The following is a 14,740-nucleotide window of genomic DNA, read 5'->3' on the forward strand; positions in this document are numbered from 1 at the left end:
TTTTAAGCTACCTTGTTTAATGGCTAGTTAGTCGAGCATATTGCGTAATACGTACTGCAAAATCCCGCCATGTTTGTAGTAATCCCACTCTTTAGGGGTATCAATACGCACATCGGCACTAAAACTAACTTGTTTACCTTCACTGTTAGTGGCAATGACACTGACTTCGTCGGTTTTGTCGTATAAACCTTGAATATCAAATTGTTCTTGCCCCGTTAAGCCCAATGATTCATGGCTTTCACCCTCTTTAAATTGTAAAGGTAATACGCCCATACCAATCAGGTTCGAGCGGTGAATACGCTCATAGCTTTGTGCTATCACAGCTTTAATACCGAGTAGTAATGAACCTTTTGCAGCCCAATCTCGTGAGGAGCCGGTACCATATTCTTTACCTGCTAGAACCACTAATGGTGTTCCACTCTCTTGATATGCCATTGCCGCATCATAAATACTCTCTAGCTTATCGTCAGGTTGAGTGCGGGTTACACCGCCCTCAGTACCAGGGGCGAGTAAGTTTTTAAGGCGCACATTAGCAAACGTACCACGCATCATTACTTCGTGATTACCACGGCGAGAACCATAAGAATTAAACTGTGCTTTTTCTACCCCATTTTCTTGTAGATAAAGTCCTGCGGGTGCCTCCGCTTTAATCGCACCTGCTGGTGAAATATGATCGGTAGTCACTGAATCTCCTAGTTTAGCTAGACAGCGCGCACCTTCTATTTTTGGGATCCCCGGTGGTTCAACACTCATACCATCAAAGAATGGCGCTTTTTTGATATAAGTCGAGGCAGCATCCCAATCGTAAAGCTTACCATCAGGTATTTGAATTTTTTGCCAGCGACTGTCGCCATCGTAAACATTGGCGTAGCTTTTTTCGAACATTTCTTTAGTTACCGTATTTTTTACAAGCTCACTCACTTCTTTAACGCTTGGCCAAATATTTTTAAGGTATATATCGTTACCATGCTTATTTTGCGCAAGTGGTTCGTTGTATACATCAATATCGGTTCTACCTGCTATAGCATAAGCTACTACAAGTGGTGGCGACGCGAGGAAGTTCATTTTAACGTCTTGGTGAATACGCCCTTCAAAGTTACGGTTACCCGACAAAATAGAGCTTACAATTAGTTTATGTTTTTGAATAGCTTCTGAAATTTCATCCGCTAATGGGCCTGAGTTACCGATACAGGTGGTACAGCCATAACCAACTAAGTTAAAACCAAGCGCATCAAGATCATTCATTAACCCTGCTTTTTCAAGGTAATCGGTAACCACCTGCGAACCTGGTGCTAAAGACGTTTTAACCCAAGGTTTTACATTAATACCTAATTGACGTGCTTTTTGAGCCACTAATCCTGCCGCTAAAATTACGCTTGGATTAGAGGTATTAGTACAGCTTGTGATTGCAGCAATGACGCAGGCGCCATCGTTTAATTCAAACTCTTGGCCATTAAAGTTAACTTTTGCTGCGCCCATAAACTGCGCTTCATCAGTGGGTTCGTCAGGATTGGTAGTAGGGCCTTCACTTTCAATACGCGCTTGCTCTTCATCGCTTTTATCTCGACGTGCCATACGTTCGTCTTGGAAGTCTTTTAAGTGTTGACCAATAACATCACCGGCTTTATCCAGTGTGATTCTGTCTTGTGGACGTTTCGGGCCAGCAAGACTTGGTACTACATCATCTAAAGTTAGTTCTAGCTTATCGGTATAATGTGCTTCATCGCCATCATTACGCCATAAACCTTGATGTTTTGCGTAATCTTCAATCAGTTTAAGCTGCTTTTCATCACGATTAGTTAATCGTAAGTAATTAATCGTTTCATCATCAATAGGGAAAATACCACAGGTTGCGCCATATTCCGGTGCCATGTTGGCAATAGTCGCTCTGTCGGCCAGTGGTAAGTCGGCAAGCCCGTCACCATAAAACTCAACAAACTTACCTACCACACCGTGGTTACGCAGCATTTCAGTAACAGTAAGTACTAAATCGGTTGCTGTAGTGCCCTCAGGTAAGCGACCATTTAATTTAACACCCACAACCTGTGGGATAAGCAAGCTAATAGGTTGGCCAAGCATGGCGGCTTCGGCTTCAATACCGCCTACACCCCAACCGAGTACGCCTAGGCCGTTGATCATGGTTGTGTGAGAATCAGTACCAACCAGTGTATCTGGATAGGCTAACGATTTACCGTTTTTTGTATCATTAAATACTACACGTGCTAAGTATTCTAAATTTACTTGATGGACAATACCTGTGGCTGGTGGCACCACTTTTAAATTATCAAATGCGGTTTGACCCCAACGTAAAAACTCGTAGCGCTCTTTATTACGTTCATATTCTAGTTTTGAATTTAAGTCGAATGAGCCATCTTTACCGTAACCATCCACTTGTACTGAGTGATCGATCACCAGTTCAGCCGGAGAAAGCGGATTTATTTTTGCAGGATCGCCACCAAGCTTTTCCATCGCATCACGCATGGCGGCTAAGTCAACAATAGCAGGGACACCGGTAAAATCTTGCATTACTACGCGGGCAGGGGTGAAGGCTACTTCGGCCGAGGGCTTAGCCTTTGGATCCCAATCCAGTAGTGCCTGAATATCTTGCTCTTTAATATTCACACCATCTTCATTACGCAATAAATTTTCTAGTAATATTTTTAACGAAAAAGGCAGGCGTTTGGCTTTATCGCCAAGTCCCATGAGCGAGTTAATATGGTATTGCTCGCCATTGATAGTAAGCTGTTGTTGGGTGTCGAAACTATTTTTCATTATTTGTCCCTTCAATAAATTAGATTGATATTCTTGAAAAAGTGAGCTCTGTAGTAGTTTGCAAACTGTGTACCATGATAAAAAAATACCATGCAGTGTAATTTTTTTGACTGTTATATAAATAGAGATGAAGGCCAAAAGTTAAAATTCAAGGGATGCTCTGAGTAATAATTGGCCACAAAACTAAACTCAAAAAAGTGTTATTTAAAGTAGTCCTGTTGTTTTAAGTGGAAACTTAAATACACCAATGCAATCGCAATTAAGGTCACTGCAATAGGCATAAAAATAGCGCTAACGCCAAACAAGCTGATGCTATTAATAATCATAAAATTATAGTATTGCTGAGCTAAAACCGCTGCCAAAGAGATTATTAATGTTAATGCGGCTAGTGATTTTTTGAATAATAAAAGTACGCACCCTAATGCGCCGCCAAATACTGCAATAGCAAACGCTAAAGTAGCCCATAGAGGTTGGTTGTTATAAGCAAGCTGTTGTTCTTGTGGGAGTTTACTTACCATTTCGGGTGTTAATGATAGCTGCATGATAAATGCAAAAACACCTAATATATTCCATAACAGGGCGGTGATGAGTACGGGTTTTATCCAGCGGTTTGCAGTGTTTTCTGACATGTAAGCATCGATTTTTTATTATTGATATTCTATTAAAGAATAAAAAAGCCAGTGATGCAAACTGGCTTTTAATAACACATATGACGTAAGCGAATGTTAGCCAAACGAAATAGGACGACGACCCGTTTTTTCATCCACTTTAGGTTTTTTAGTACGTTTGCGCTTATTTTTAGCCGGCTCTGTTGTTGCTACGGGCGCGGCTTTTTCTGCTGTAACTGTTTCATCAATAACAGGACGCTCTGCAGGAGTTGCATCTTCACTTAGCGTCAGTTGGAACAACTCGCCATCAAATGTAAGAACATCGCCACTGTATAATTTTTTCCGTTTAATTGTACAAATTTCATGGTTAACACCCACATAGCCACCGCTAATTAGATTTTTTGCTTGGCCACCACCTTCAACTAGATCTAATACTTTTAATAATTTACAAAGCTCTATAGGCTCTTCTTCTAATTCAATTTCTATATATTCTTCGTTCATCATGTTTCTCTGTGGGGGGTGGTATTAGCTGTAGTATAAAGGCTAGCTGGTTATTTTGCATCAAAGTGCGTTTGTTAGATGCGATGATTGTGCATTTTTTATGAAACTTTTTACCTCTTTCATTTGTCTTTAAAAAAACTGAAGTAATTCAAGGCTACACTTCGCGTGAAAAAAATTACACATTGGCGCGCTTATTGCCAATATCTGTCGTAAAAAGAGATTGAATATAAACAGTGGAGTAAAACATGGGCATAAGATTAGCGATGAAAAAAGAGCTAATGGGCTTAGACAATTCAGATATGTTAACTGCTGATGATGTTAGAAAGCATTTGGCTCAGCAGGTACAAGAAGACACTGAACGTGGTTTTTCAGTTATCTCCAAGTTTAATGACACCCATAGTCAGTTAGTCAGCGGGCTTAAAACCAAACAAAGCGAGCTGGTATTTGAACGACATCGTTTATTTAATGAAGTACTTTATAATCGCCAGAGTGTTGATGCATGGTTAAATAACCAAATAAATTAAATTGCCATTTTAAATCCCCCCTTATAGACTACGCTTGTAATCATTTGGGGGTGATAATGAAAAATGGAATTTTAATATGTATATTGGTGTTTTTATTAGCTGCGTGCCAGCGACCTACTGTTTATGTTTTTATTGAAAACTTGCAAGGTGAACAGCGCAACCAGCTAGATGCTGCACTAAATGCACAAACTCTTCCCTATGAATATGTAGAACTAGCAATCCCATCAGATTTTGGTGAGGCCACATTACTACTCTCAAGCGATAAAATTTACCCCAAAGAGACGGAGCAACTTGCAGCTATAATGCAAGAGTTAGGGTACGCGCCACAAGTTAATTATACAAGTCGTTCAAATCATTTTTATGGTGATGGCAATATAGGCTTTTATTTAAAAAATGCTGATGCCAATAGAAATTTTGTTATGCCTAAACAGCTGAGAACAACTCATTGCAGCGAAGATAAATACAATGATTTAGCAGTCAAATTTGCAAATGAAGCTGTTGAGTTTACATTACCAAGTGGCGCAATCGTGAGGTTAAGTTGGGAATATTTATATGGTTATGTTGTTGTTTATTATAAAGACTATTCGCAAACATACAGTCATTCGCAGCCGCTTGTAAATACCCCCTTTGGCGCCAAGCCGTCAGATACCTACACATTTACCGCAAGTGTTAACACCCCCGGTTGGCTTGATTGCTCACTACAAATTGTTTATATGGACTGATTTAACCGTGGGTTTCTATATGTTCGCTTAGTTTAGCTATGCGCAGGCTCATTCCTTCAATAATACGGTCTTTAATTTTTTCGCGTATAACATTAGGCAGGCGGGTAAGGGCGTCGGCAGTAATAGCCAGTACGATGGCATTTTCTTTGGCGCGTGCATTAATGCTGCGCTCTCGGTTATTAATAAACGCGCCTTCACCAATAAATTCACCAGGTTCTATACTACCCAGTTCCAGTAGGTGACTATGCTTAAACACCATCAAAGAGCCACTGAGGACAATAAAAAGTCGCTTGTCATTATCAAACTCTTTAAATAAAAACTGATTTTTACTTACTAAGTATAATAATCCAAACGACTCTAAAAGAATTTGACGTTCATTAAGCGTGAACTCTTTAAAGAATTCTAAGCGATTTATAATTTCCATTTGCTTAAACAAAGGGATGTTTTCAATTAACTTCATCAATAACCTAGGGCGCTAGCCTTATAAAATATCAGCTAATATTGCGCTCTTTTAATTTACGGGTCAACGTATTGCGACCCCAACCAATTTTTACCGCGGCTTCTTGCTTATGGCCTGAACAATTAGCGAGTGCTGTTTTTATTAAGCGGGTTTCCAGCTGGGCTTGAATATCCGGCCAAATATTTTCTTTACCTTGTTTAAACTCTTGATTAAGCCATTGCTGAAATGAATCTAGCCAATCGCCTTCTTGAGTTGCGGCGGCATTATCAATAATTTCAGGGGGTAAATCTTGCTCACCAATCAGCTCCCCAGGTGCCATTACGGTTAACCATCGACAGGTGTTTTCAAGCTGGCGAACATTTCCTGGCCAATTAAATAAACACAGTTGTTTAATCGCTTTAGGGCTAAGTACTTTACTATCTACTTGCAGGTCTTTTGCACTTTTATGTAAAAAGTGTAGCGCTAAGCGTTCTATGTCTTCGGGGCGCTCGCGTAGAGCCGGCAAGCGTAAGCGAACCACGTTTAAACGATGAAATAAGTCATCTCTAAACTTACCTTGTTTTACCAGCTCTTCTAAATTTTGGTGAGTGGCAGCAATAATGCGCACATCCACCTTTATACTTTGATGGCCGCCAACGCGGTAAAACTCGCCATCGGCTAATACGCGTAACAAGCGGGTTTGTACATCAAGTGGCATATCACCTATTTCATCCAAAAATAAGGTACCGCCATTGGCTTGTTCAAAGCGCCCTTTACGCACGCTATCGGCCCCCGTAAAAGCGCCTTTTTCATGGCCAAATAATTCAGACTCAACTAACTCTTTAGGAATAGCGGCCATATTAAGAGCAATAAATTGATTTTCTTTACGCGGGCTATGATTGTGCAAGGCGCTGGCAACCAACTCTTTACCGGTACCTGATTCACCATTGATGAGTACGCTCATACTGGATGCTGACAGCTTACCTATAGCACGAAACACTTCCTGCATAGCAGGGGCTTCGCCAATAATATGAGCGCTTTTGGGTGGCGCGCTTTTTCGTTTGGTTTTTTTGGTCGAATTAGCACGATAGGCGCTTTCCACTAGCGCAACGGCTTCATTTAAATCAAACGGTTTAGCTAAGTACTCAAACGCACCTTTTTGAAAAGCATTAACCGCTGAGTCTAAATCAGAGTGTGCGGTCATAATAATAACGGGTAGGCCAGGGGTTTGCTCAGCTATCAGCTCAAGTAACGCCATCCCGTCCATCCCCGGCATTCTTACATCTGAAATTAACACACTGGGTTGACTAAATTTTAGTGCATTAAGAACGTTTTGCGCATCTGCAAAGCTTTCTACTTCAAACCCTGCGCGAGTCAGTGCTTTTTCTAGTACAAAGCGAATTGAGGCATCATCATCTACAAGCCAAGCTGTTTTCATGCAAACTCCAAAGTATTAATCTGTAAATGGCAGATAAATATTAAATTCAGTATGTCCTGGCCAACTATCGCATTCGATATAGCCATCATGTTGATCAATCAAGGTTTGCGCTATAGATAATCCAAGTCCCGAGCCACCTTCTTTATTAGTGGTCATAGGGTAAAATAAGGTGTCGCGTAAATTAGCATCAATACCTGGGCCGTTATCCATTACTTGAATAAGTAATGCCTTTTTAGGGGCTTTTCCCGGACGACGATGCTGATAATTAATCCGTGTTTTTATTTTTATTTCGCCACCATCTACCAATGCCTGTTGTGCATTACGCACAATGTTTAGCACCACTTGTTGAACCTTGCTCTGATCAATATAAACATCAGGAATACTCGGGTCGTAGTCTTTAACTAACCGAATATTGCGGTTGTTATCTAACGTACTGAGTTTAACAACCGACTCTAATGTTTGATGTATATTGCCATACGATTTTTGCGGTAGTTGGTTAGGCCCAAGGAGTTTATCAACTAATTCACGCAACCGATCGGCTTGTTCAATTATCAGTTCTGCACATTGATCTCTTTCTTGTTGATCACCCTCGTACTGCAATAATTGCGCCGCCCCGCGAATTCCACCCAGCGGGTTTTTAATTTCATGAGCTAAACCGCGAATTAAGTTACGCGCAGCTTGGTATTGATGCATTTGATTTGAGACTTGGTCATGCTTTATTTCGTCATCGGTTTGTCGACATTCAAATAAAATATAATAGGTGTCGTTATGTTTTATTCGCCGAGTACTCACCGCTAATTTTGCATGGCGAGAATCGATAAACACCACGTCAGCTCTGTGCTGGTGGCAGTCTACACCATCAACTAACGAGTACTGTGCAATGCGTTTTAAGTCGATAGAATGGTAGTTAAATAAATCGTCGAATGCTTGTCCTAGCAAACGTTTTTCGCCTAAGCCAAGTAATTCACTGGCACTGGTGTTAGCGTAAATAAGCTTAAAGCTTTCATCAAGTAACATCAGGGCGGTGGTTTGGTTTTGCCAAATTATATTCAGTAGCTCTGGGCTAAAATGTGTTTTATTAATCATCATTGCACCATTTTAGTGCGCCTGGGAAGGTAGGCAAGGTTTTTAGAAAATATACGCTAAACACGCGTACTTAATTGTAATTATCGACCTATGTTAAGGCCTTTACGGTGCATAAAAAATACACTTTCAGGACTGGTTGCAATTACCTGATTTTGTTTATTATAAAGTTTAACTTGCAGTGTGTGTTGGCCTCGCTCCACATCTCTTAACGCCAGTGTAGTGGTGTCACTAGGTTCACCAATGGCAACGCCATCTAAAAATAAACCAATAGTAAATCCAGCTTCAAATCGAGGGGCAATACGGGTAGAGACATACACAGAGCCGGTGTTTTCCCTGATAGTTTGGTTTGGTTCAGGCGATGAAATACTAATACTAAACTTTACTGCTGTTTTAGTAGGAGCAGTATCAAGAATATCGGTGTTTGTAGCGGGCATGCTGAGATGTTGGCTCGTGAGTTTAACCTCTTTAGCGCCAGGCTGAGGAGTATCTGAAAAAACCAGCACCCCATTTTTGTCTTTCCATGCGTAAATTTTTTTATCGCTCGCATGGCTATTAAGGCTTAACATTAAAGCTATTAATAGCAACAAAATCTTACCTACCATCCAGCTATCCTGCATTGTTTAAACTAACTTCACTTTAGTGTAGAACCGTTAAATTTACCATAAAAAAAGCCCGCAAAGCGGGCTTAAAACACACATTATTTATCGGTTAATAAATTAACAGCTGTAGTACATTTCAAACTCAACTGGGTGAGTTGTCATGTTAAGTTTTTCAACTTCTTTTGACTTAAGTGCGATGTAAGCATCGATTAGGTCATTGGTGAATACACCACCTTGGTTTAAGAATTCACGGTCTGAATCAAGCGCAGCTAATGCTTCATCTAATGAAGAAGCAACTGTTGGAATTTCTGCCGCTTCTTCAGCTGGTAAGTCGTATAAGTCCTTGTCCATAGCATCGCCAGGGTGGATCTTGTTTTTAATTCCGTCAAGGCCAGCCATAAGCATTGCAGAGAAAGCAAGGTATGGGTTAGCTGTTGGATCTGGGAAGCGTACTTCGATACGACGACCTTTTGCAGATGGAACCACTGGAATACGGATTGACGCAGAACGGTTACGAGCCGAGTATGCAAGCATTACCGGTGCTTCAAAACCAGGTACTAAACGTTTGTACGAGTTAGTTGACGCGTTAGCAAAAGCGTTGATCGCTTTAGCATGTTTGATAATACCGCCAATGTAGTAAAGTGCATCTTCAGAAAGTCCGCCGTATTTATCACCTGCGAATAAGTTTACGCCATCTTTTGCTAAAGACTGGTGACAGTGCATACCAGAACCGTTATCACCAACAACCGGCTTAGGCATAAACGTTGCCGTTTTACCGTAAAGGTGAGCCATGTTGTGGATAACATATTTCATTTCTTGGATTTCATCGGCTTTTAACACCATAGTGTTAAAGCGCGTTGCAATTTCGTTTTGACCGGCAGTCGCCACTTCGTGGTGATGCGCTTCAACAACTTGACCCATTTCTTCTAAAACTAGGCACGTTGCAGAACGCCAATCTTGGAAATCATCAACAGGTGCAACTGGGAAGTAACCGCCTTTAACACCTGGGCGATGGCCTGTGTTGCCATCTGCATATTCTTTATCTGAGTTCCAAGCTGCTTGCTTAGAATCAATTTTGTACATTGAACCAGACATGTCAGATTTGTATTTAACGTCGTCAAATACGAAAAACTCTGGTTCTGGGCCAAATAAAACAGTGTCAGCAATACCCGTAGAGCGCATGTACTCTTCAGCGCGCTTAGCAACTGAGCGAGGGTCGCGTTCGTAACCTTGTAATGTAGAAGGTTCAACCACGTCACAACGAACGATTAGTGTTGTTTCTTCTGTGAAAGGGTCAAGTTTAATTGAATCTGCATCTGGTAGTAACACCATGTCTGATTCGTTGATGCCTTTCCAGCCAGCAATTGAAGAACCGTCAAACATCTTTCCATCTTCAAAAAAGTCTTCATCAACTTGATGATGAGGAATAGAAACATGTTGCTCTTTACCTTTTGTGTCAGTAAAGCGTAAATCAATGAACTTAACGTCATTTTCTTTAATAAAATCTAAAACCGATTGTGACATGTGTCCTCCAACTATTGGGTTTTATTATTGCTGCTTAGATACGTTGAATATCTACAAGCTGATTTTGTGCCACTATTATAATTATTTGTTTTTTATGTAAAAAAATATAAATAAAATAAAGGTGATATAGATTGAGCACCATCTTAGTGCGTAATTTTTCCAAAATGGTGCAATATTTACAAAGCAATAATTGCTTGTAAATTAATCACCTTAGACTAGCACAAAGAAAATGCAAAATACGCAGTAAAGTCGCTTTAAATTAACCCAAAACCATCTTTTTATATAAATATCTAAAAATTAATTATCATAATTAATTATTTTAAAACAATGGGTTAATTATTTTATTGAGAAAGTTTGAAATTTTATTTTGGATAAACTTTCATCCATTCCATTTATAGGGGATAATATGCGCCCTTTTAAATCCTATGCTGGGACATCTCGTGAAAGCGCAGGTGAGAACGTATAGCCCCTGCAGGATCAATGAGATTCAATTTCTCTGAGTGAATATATGAGCATCGAAAAGTTAAGAAATATAGCAATTATCGCCCACGTTGACCACGGTAAAACAACACTGGTTGATAAACTACTTGAGCAATCAGGTACATTAGAAACACGCGGCGGTAATGAAGAGCGCGTGATGGATTCAAACGACATTGAAAAAGAACGTGGTATTACCATTTTAGCGAAAAACACCGCTATCTCATGGAATGATTACCATATCAATATCGTAGATACTCCTGGACACGCCGACTTCGGTGGTGAAGTTGAACGCGTACTTTCGATGGCTGACTCAGTATTACTACTTGTTGATGCTCAGGAAGGTCCAATGCCACAAACGCGTTTCGTAACGCAAAAGGCATTCGCGCAAGGCTTAAAGCCAATCGTTGTTATCAATAAAATTGATAAGCCAGGTGCTCGCCCTGATTGGGTTATGGATCAAATCTTTGATTTATTCGACAACCTAGGCGCAACTGATGAACAGTTAGACTTTAAAGTAATCTACGCATCAGCAATCAATGGTTGGGCTACATTAGATTTAGACGAAGCATCTGATAACATGGAACCTATGTTCAAGATGATCGTTGACGAAGTATCACCACCGGATGCAGATCCTGAAGGTGACTTCCAAATGCAGATCTCACAGCTTGATTACAACTCTTATAAAGGTGTAATTGGCATTGGTCGTATCAAACGCGGTTCAGTTGTACCTAACCAACAAGTTACGGTTATTAGCGCTGACGGGTCTAAACGTAACGGTAAAATTGGTTCAGTACAAAGCTACTTAGGTCTTGAGCGTATTGACACTGACAAAGCTTACGCTGGTAACATCGTAACGGTAACGGGTCTTGGCGAGCTTAAGATTTCAGATACGCTTTGTTGTCCTAACAACGTTGAAGCATTACCTCCACTAAGTGTTGATGAGCCAACAGTAACGATGACGTTCTCTGTAAATAACTCACCTTTCTGTGGTAAAGAAGGTAAGTTTGTAACATCACGTAATATCCGTGAGCGTTTAGACAAAGAATTAGTACACAACGTTGCACTTCGCGTTGCAGACACTGATAACCCAGATAGCTTCCGTGTATCGGGTCGTGGTGAATTACACTTAGGTATCTTAATCGAGAACATGCGTCGTGAAGGTTACGAGTTAGCTGTATCTCGTCCAGAAGTTATCTTACGTACTGTTGATGGTGTGTTAGAAGAACCGTATGAAACACTAACAATTGACTGTCAAGAAGAGCACCAGGGTTCTATCATGGAACAAATTGGTCTTCGTAAGGGTGAGCTTACTGATATGGCCCCAGATGGTAAAGGCCGTATGCGTTTGGACTTTATGATCCCAAGCCGTGGTTTAATCGGTTTCCAAACTGAGTTCATGACGTTAACATCGGGTTCTGGTTTACTTTACCATACGTTCGATCACTACGGTCCGCACAAAGGTGGCGAGCTAGGTGTTCGTAAGAACGGTGTAATGATTGCAAATGCAACAGGTAAAGCACTAACTAACGCATTATTTAACTTACAAGAGCGCGGCCGTTTATTCATCGGTCACGGTGTTGAAGTATACGAAGGTATGGTTATCGGTATTCATAGCCGTGATAACGACCTTACAGTTAATGCGCTTAAAGGTAAGCAACTTACTAACGTTCGTGCATCTGGTACCGATGAAGCACAAACACTAACACCAGCTCTTAACTATTCACTTGAGCAAGCGCTTGAGTTTATTGCTGATGATGAGTTAGTAGAAGTTACACCTGAGAACATTCGTATTCGTAAACGTCATTTAACTGAAAATGAGCGTAAACGTGCGGGTCGTGCGCCAAAGTCATAATCTATTAATTTAGAATCATGATGTTAAAAGCCGCTGTATTGCAAAATACAGCGGCTTTTTTGTGGATAATAGTTAGCCAGAGAAGAGCGTAAGTCCACAGGTTAAAGCATCGCAGTTGGTTCGATACTGTTAAACAGTTTTTAATATTGAACCTAAAAGAGGTATTAAGTTATTATCAAAGCTATATTTACTATGTGCGTGTGAGCTAGTGTGAATACCGAAAATGAAATTATGGCAAAACTAGAGATAGAACATATTGCTGAACTGCAAAAATATAAAGATGAATTTGAAACGTTAGGAAAAAATGATTGGGGCTTGAAAGATCTCATATCAATTTTTTTACCCTTTATTTTGTTATCAATTGCTAATAGCTTCTATGATATTGAAACTGAAATATTTCAAATAATATGTTTTATTTTCCTTGCTTCAGCTGTGGTGCAGGGAATGATTAGGGAGCAGACCAAAAAAACAAATCGCAGAATTGATTTGCTTCTTAAAATTATTAATCATGAGCAAAAGGGTGGCTGAAATTAGCTTTATTAGGGCGCAGCGCTCTTTATATAAGGAAAAACGTGCTTGAGAATTAAATAATCTATATTGCAAAGTCTCTGTTTTTGTTAATAGGGTATTTTTGTTGGGTTTCGCTTAGCTCAACCCAACCTTCGTTATCAATTATTTAGTTAGTGATTACTTACTTTTCGGTAGCAAAGTGATTTTCCCAAATACATCTGCATCTATAAATCCACGGTTTCTGTCACCGTTCACTGGCTGTACTTCGTGTGAGCCCATAAAGTGCTCACGAACTTTACTGCCGTCGTTATCGCAATATGCGAGCATAAAGCCAATAACGTGTTTTTCAGTTAATTTAAGCGGCGTATTTTTTGCGCCTTGTTGATAATCATTCGGGTAGAGTTTTATCGCCACTTCCCACGTGATGTTATAGGGCGCAGTGGTATTACGCTTCCAGTTACTAACTAAGTGGTCGGTATATAAATGCGCTTTTTTATCAGGGCCATAATCGGCTGCTTGGTTATCAAGACCAATGTGATAAGCAAACGCGGTATGATTAAACTGATGATTCCCACCCGATGCGTCACTATCTATAAACACTTCTAAGGCATCATCATCCCAGTATTTATCAGTTGGATTTGGGTGAGTATCAATCAGCACATCGTCACTAATATCTGCTTGTAAATACAAGTAGTTTTCATCCCATAGAAGACGGTATCGGCCTTTAAAATCGGCCTCTGATGAGGGAAGTGCGCCATCCATTAGGTGCGGCATAGGATGCCATGTGGCGCTATCCCATGTACTTTCAGAGACACCATCAATAATAATAGCTGTTGATGTATGACTAACTTCAATAGCCATAAGTGGTTGGGTGAAAAGTAAACTAAAAGCGAGTAGTGTTTTTTTCATTAATAAGCTCATCAATTAAAGATGATTTAGCTTGGCTTAAATAGCAATTAAAAACAATCTCATAGTTGTATTTATTATATTAACTTATTGCCCCAGTTATGCTTGTTTTTAATGCCAACATTAATAAATGCGCGCTTTCACCCGACATTTTAAAAGGGTTAAAGTCAATGTTACCCGAGTATTTTAGATTAAGTAATTCGGTTAGCTGTGATTGCGGCACATAGCCCATTGACCATGTTTCAAACTCTCTTTCGGGAATTTGGGTATAGTTGAGCATAATTACATTGTGGTGGCGTTTGTCATTTAATATTTGTTGATAGGTATTATTAACAGCGGTTCTGGAGCCTTCAAGGCATTGTAAAAAGTACTCATTACTAAAACATAACATGCCGGTGACATTTGTTTTTACATTGTAGGTTCGCGCACTTTGTAAAATATTTTCTATATCTTCAGGCCCAAAACCACTACTTATTTTACTGGCGTAAATGAGTCGCACAAGAAACATAAAACCCCCTGACTGTTTAGTTAATTAAAGATAGTTCAGTGAGGGGGTTATTACTAATTATGTAAACGCATTTTGTGTAAATGACTAGGGTCTGTTGACCTTTGCGGATTAATATTTGTTCAAACTAAGTGCGATTTAATCGCGGCGCGAGGTTTGTAACCTAGTGGGCTAAGTAAAAACCAAGCAAAGCTTCCGCGTCCTGCTCACGCCCCTTACCTACATCCATGTAGGCAACAAAGAGTAAATCGCCCCTAGGCAGAACCCTTCGGGC

14 protein-coding genes are annotated in these 14,740 nt (G+C 40.1%); 4 read left to right on the top strand and 10 right to left on the bottom strand.

The genetic code is table 11. The features are described from left to right. Positions 1 to 27: 27 nt before the first annotated feature. From acnA to AAGD16_RS00895, 3 genes are all read right to left on the bottom strand, one after another. On the bottom strand, positions 28 to 2,772 hold the full coding sequence (gene acnA, locus AAGD16_RS00885) for an aconitate hydratase AcnA (protein WP_377113057.1): 2,745 nt from the start codon (positions 2,770 to 2,772) through the stop codon (positions 28 to 30). Between the two features lie 200 nt (positions 2,773 to 2,972). Next, positions 2,973 to 3,401 carry a hypothetical protein gene (locus tag AAGD16_RS00890; protein WP_128583477.1) on the bottom strand — a complete coding sequence of 143 codons (429 nt, stop codon included), beginning with the start codon at positions 3,399 to 3,401 and terminating at the stop codon, positions 2,973 to 2,975. 96 nt (positions 3,402 to 3,497) lie between these two features. After that, on the bottom strand, positions 3,498 to 3,881 hold the full coding sequence (locus AAGD16_RS00895) for an RNA-binding S4 domain-containing protein (RefSeq protein WP_013463789.1): 384 nt from the start codon (positions 3,879 to 3,881) through the stop codon (positions 3,498 to 3,500). 245 nt (positions 3,882 to 4,126) lie between these two features. On the opposite strand from AAGD16_RS00895, the gene AAGD16_RS00900 reads away from it, so the two are divergent. Together AAGD16_RS00900 and AAGD16_RS00905 are read left to right on the top strand one after the other, a co-directional pair. Then, positions 4,127 to 4,405 carry a hypothetical protein gene (locus AAGD16_RS00900; RefSeq protein WP_013463790.1) on the top strand — a complete coding sequence of 93 codons (279 nt, stop codon included), beginning with the start codon at positions 4,127 to 4,129 and terminating at the stop codon, positions 4,403 to 4,405. A gap of 56 nt (positions 4,406 to 4,461) precedes the next feature. After that, entirely contained in the window at positions 4,462 to 5,127 is a 666-nt protein-coding gene (locus AAGD16_RS00905) for a hypothetical protein (RefSeq protein ID WP_128583478.1), read from the top strand. 1 nt (position 5,128) lies between these two features. On the opposite strand, the gene AAGD16_RS00910 is transcribed toward AAGD16_RS00905, so the two are convergent. The 5 genes from AAGD16_RS00910 to glnA all read right to left on the bottom strand — a co-directional run bounded on the left by AAGD16_RS00910 (position 5,129) and on the right by glnA (position 10,213). Beyond that, positions 5,129 to 5,587: a Crp/Fnr family transcriptional regulator gene (locus tag AAGD16_RS00910; RefSeq protein WP_013463792.1), complete on the bottom strand. Its 459-nt coding sequence runs from the start codon at positions 5,585 to 5,587 to the stop codon at positions 5,129 to 5,131. Positions 5,588 to 5,618: 31 nt separating this feature from the next. Continuing rightward, positions 5,619 to 7,004: a nitrogen regulation protein NR(I) gene (gene ntrC, locus AAGD16_RS00915; RefSeq protein WP_010391999.1), complete on the bottom strand. Its 1,386-nt coding sequence runs from the start codon at positions 7,002 to 7,004 to the stop codon at positions 5,619 to 5,621. Between the two features lie 15 nt (positions 7,005 to 7,019). Next, positions 7,020 to 8,090 carry a nitrogen regulation protein NR(II) gene (gene glnL / locus AAGD16_RS00920; RefSeq protein WP_128583479.1) on the bottom strand — a complete coding sequence of 357 codons (1,071 nt, stop codon included), beginning with the start codon at positions 8,088 to 8,090 and terminating at the stop codon, positions 7,020 to 7,022. A gap of 80 nt (positions 8,091 to 8,170) precedes the next feature. Next, positions 8,171 to 8,692, bottom strand: a complete 522-nt coding sequence (locus tag AAGD16_RS00925; protein ID WP_377113065.1) for a DUF4124 domain-containing protein — start codon at positions 8,690 to 8,692, stop codon at positions 8,171 to 8,173. Positions 8,693 to 8,806: 114 nt separating this feature from the next. Then, positions 8,807 to 10,213 carry a glutamate--ammonia ligase gene (gene glnA, locus AAGD16_RS00930; RefSeq protein ID WP_013463795.1) on the bottom strand — a complete coding sequence of 469 codons (1,407 nt, stop codon included), beginning with the start codon at positions 10,211 to 10,213 and terminating at the stop codon, positions 8,807 to 8,809. 508 nt (positions 10,214 to 10,721) lie between these two features. Between glnA and typA the strand changes: the two genes are divergently transcribed. Further along, the gene (gene typA, locus AAGD16_RS00935) at positions 10,722 to 12,545 is read left to right on the top strand and encodes a translational GTPase TypA (RefSeq protein WP_013463797.1); all 1,824 of its coding nucleotides are present in this window, start codon (positions 10,722 to 10,724) and stop codon (positions 12,543 to 12,545) included. A gap of 210 nt (positions 12,546 to 12,755) precedes the next feature. Further along, positions 12,756 to 13,073, top strand: a complete 318-nt coding sequence (locus AAGD16_RS00940) for a hypothetical protein (RefSeq protein ID WP_016900062.1) — start codon at positions 12,756 to 12,758, stop codon at positions 13,071 to 13,073. A gap of 159 nt (positions 13,074 to 13,232) precedes the next feature. On the opposite strand, the gene AAGD16_RS00945 is transcribed toward AAGD16_RS00940, so the two are convergent. Together AAGD16_RS00945 and AAGD16_RS00950 are read right to left on the bottom strand one after the other, a co-directional pair. Then, on the bottom strand, positions 13,233 to 13,964 hold the full coding sequence (locus AAGD16_RS00945; RefSeq protein WP_368485232.1) for a CBM9 family sugar-binding protein: 732 nt from the start codon (positions 13,962 to 13,964) through the stop codon (positions 13,233 to 13,235). 79 nt (positions 13,965 to 14,043) lie between these two features. Further along, positions 14,044 to 14,469 (bottom strand): BLUF domain-containing protein, encoded by a 426-nt coding sequence (locus AAGD16_RS00950; RefSeq protein ID WP_016900061.1) that lies wholly within the window; start codon positions 14,467 to 14,469, stop codon positions 14,044 to 14,046. Between the last annotated feature and the right edge of the window lie 271 nt (positions 14,470 to 14,740).

It is taken from the genome of Pseudoalteromonas sp. M58 (assembly GCF_042604605.1).
In the GTDB taxonomy this organism is placed as follows: Bacteria; Pseudomonadota; Gammaproteobacteria; order Enterobacterales; family Alteromonadaceae; genus Pseudoalteromonas; species Pseudoalteromonas tetraodonis.

Coding starts and splice junctions, on each gene's coding strand:
- AAGD16_RS00890 (WP_128583477.1), bottom strand. CDS start 3,401: ATGTCAGAAAACACTGCAAACCGCTGGATAAAACCCGTACTCATCACC.
- AAGD16_RS00905 (WP_128583478.1), top strand. CDS start 4,462: ATGAAAAATGGAATTTTAATATGTATATTGGTGTTTTTATTAGCTGCG.
- ntrC (WP_010391999.1), bottom strand. CDS start 7,004: ATGAAAACAGCTTGGCTTGTAGATGATGATGCCTCAATTCGCTTTGTA.
- AAGD16_RS00945 (WP_368485232.1), bottom strand. CDS start 13,964: ATGAAAAAAACACTACTCGCTTTTAGTTTACTTTTCACCCAACCACTT.
- glnA (WP_013463795.1), bottom strand. CDS start 10,213: ATGTCACAATCGGTTTTAGATTTTATTAAAGAAAATGACGTTAAGTTC.
- typA (WP_013463797.1), top strand. CDS start 10,722: ATGAGCATCGAAAAGTTAAGAAATATAGCAATTATCGCCCACGTTGAC.
- glnL (WP_128583479.1), bottom strand. CDS start 8,090: ATGATTAATAAAACACATTTTAGCCCAGAGCTACTGAATATAATTTGG.
- AAGD16_RS00925 (WP_377113065.1), bottom strand. CDS start 8,692: ATGGTAGGTAAGATTTTGTTGCTATTAATAGCTTTAATGTTAAGCCTT.
- AAGD16_RS00950 (WP_016900061.1), bottom strand. CDS start 14,469: ATGTTTCTTGTGCGACTCATTTACGCCAGTAAAATAAGTAGTGGTTTT.
- AAGD16_RS00895 (WP_013463789.1), bottom strand. CDS start 3,881: ATGAACGAAGAATATATAGAAATTGAATTAGAAGAAGAGCCTATAGAG.
- AAGD16_RS00900 (WP_013463790.1), top strand. CDS start 4,127: ATGGGCATAAGATTAGCGATGAAAAAAGAGCTAATGGGCTTAGACAAT.
- acnA (WP_377113057.1), bottom strand. CDS start 2,772: ATGAAAAATAGTTTCGACACCCAACAACAGCTTACTATCAATGGCGAG.
- AAGD16_RS00910 (WP_013463792.1), bottom strand. CDS start 5,587: ATGAAGTTAATTGAAAACATCCCTTTGTTTAAGCAAATGGAAATTATA.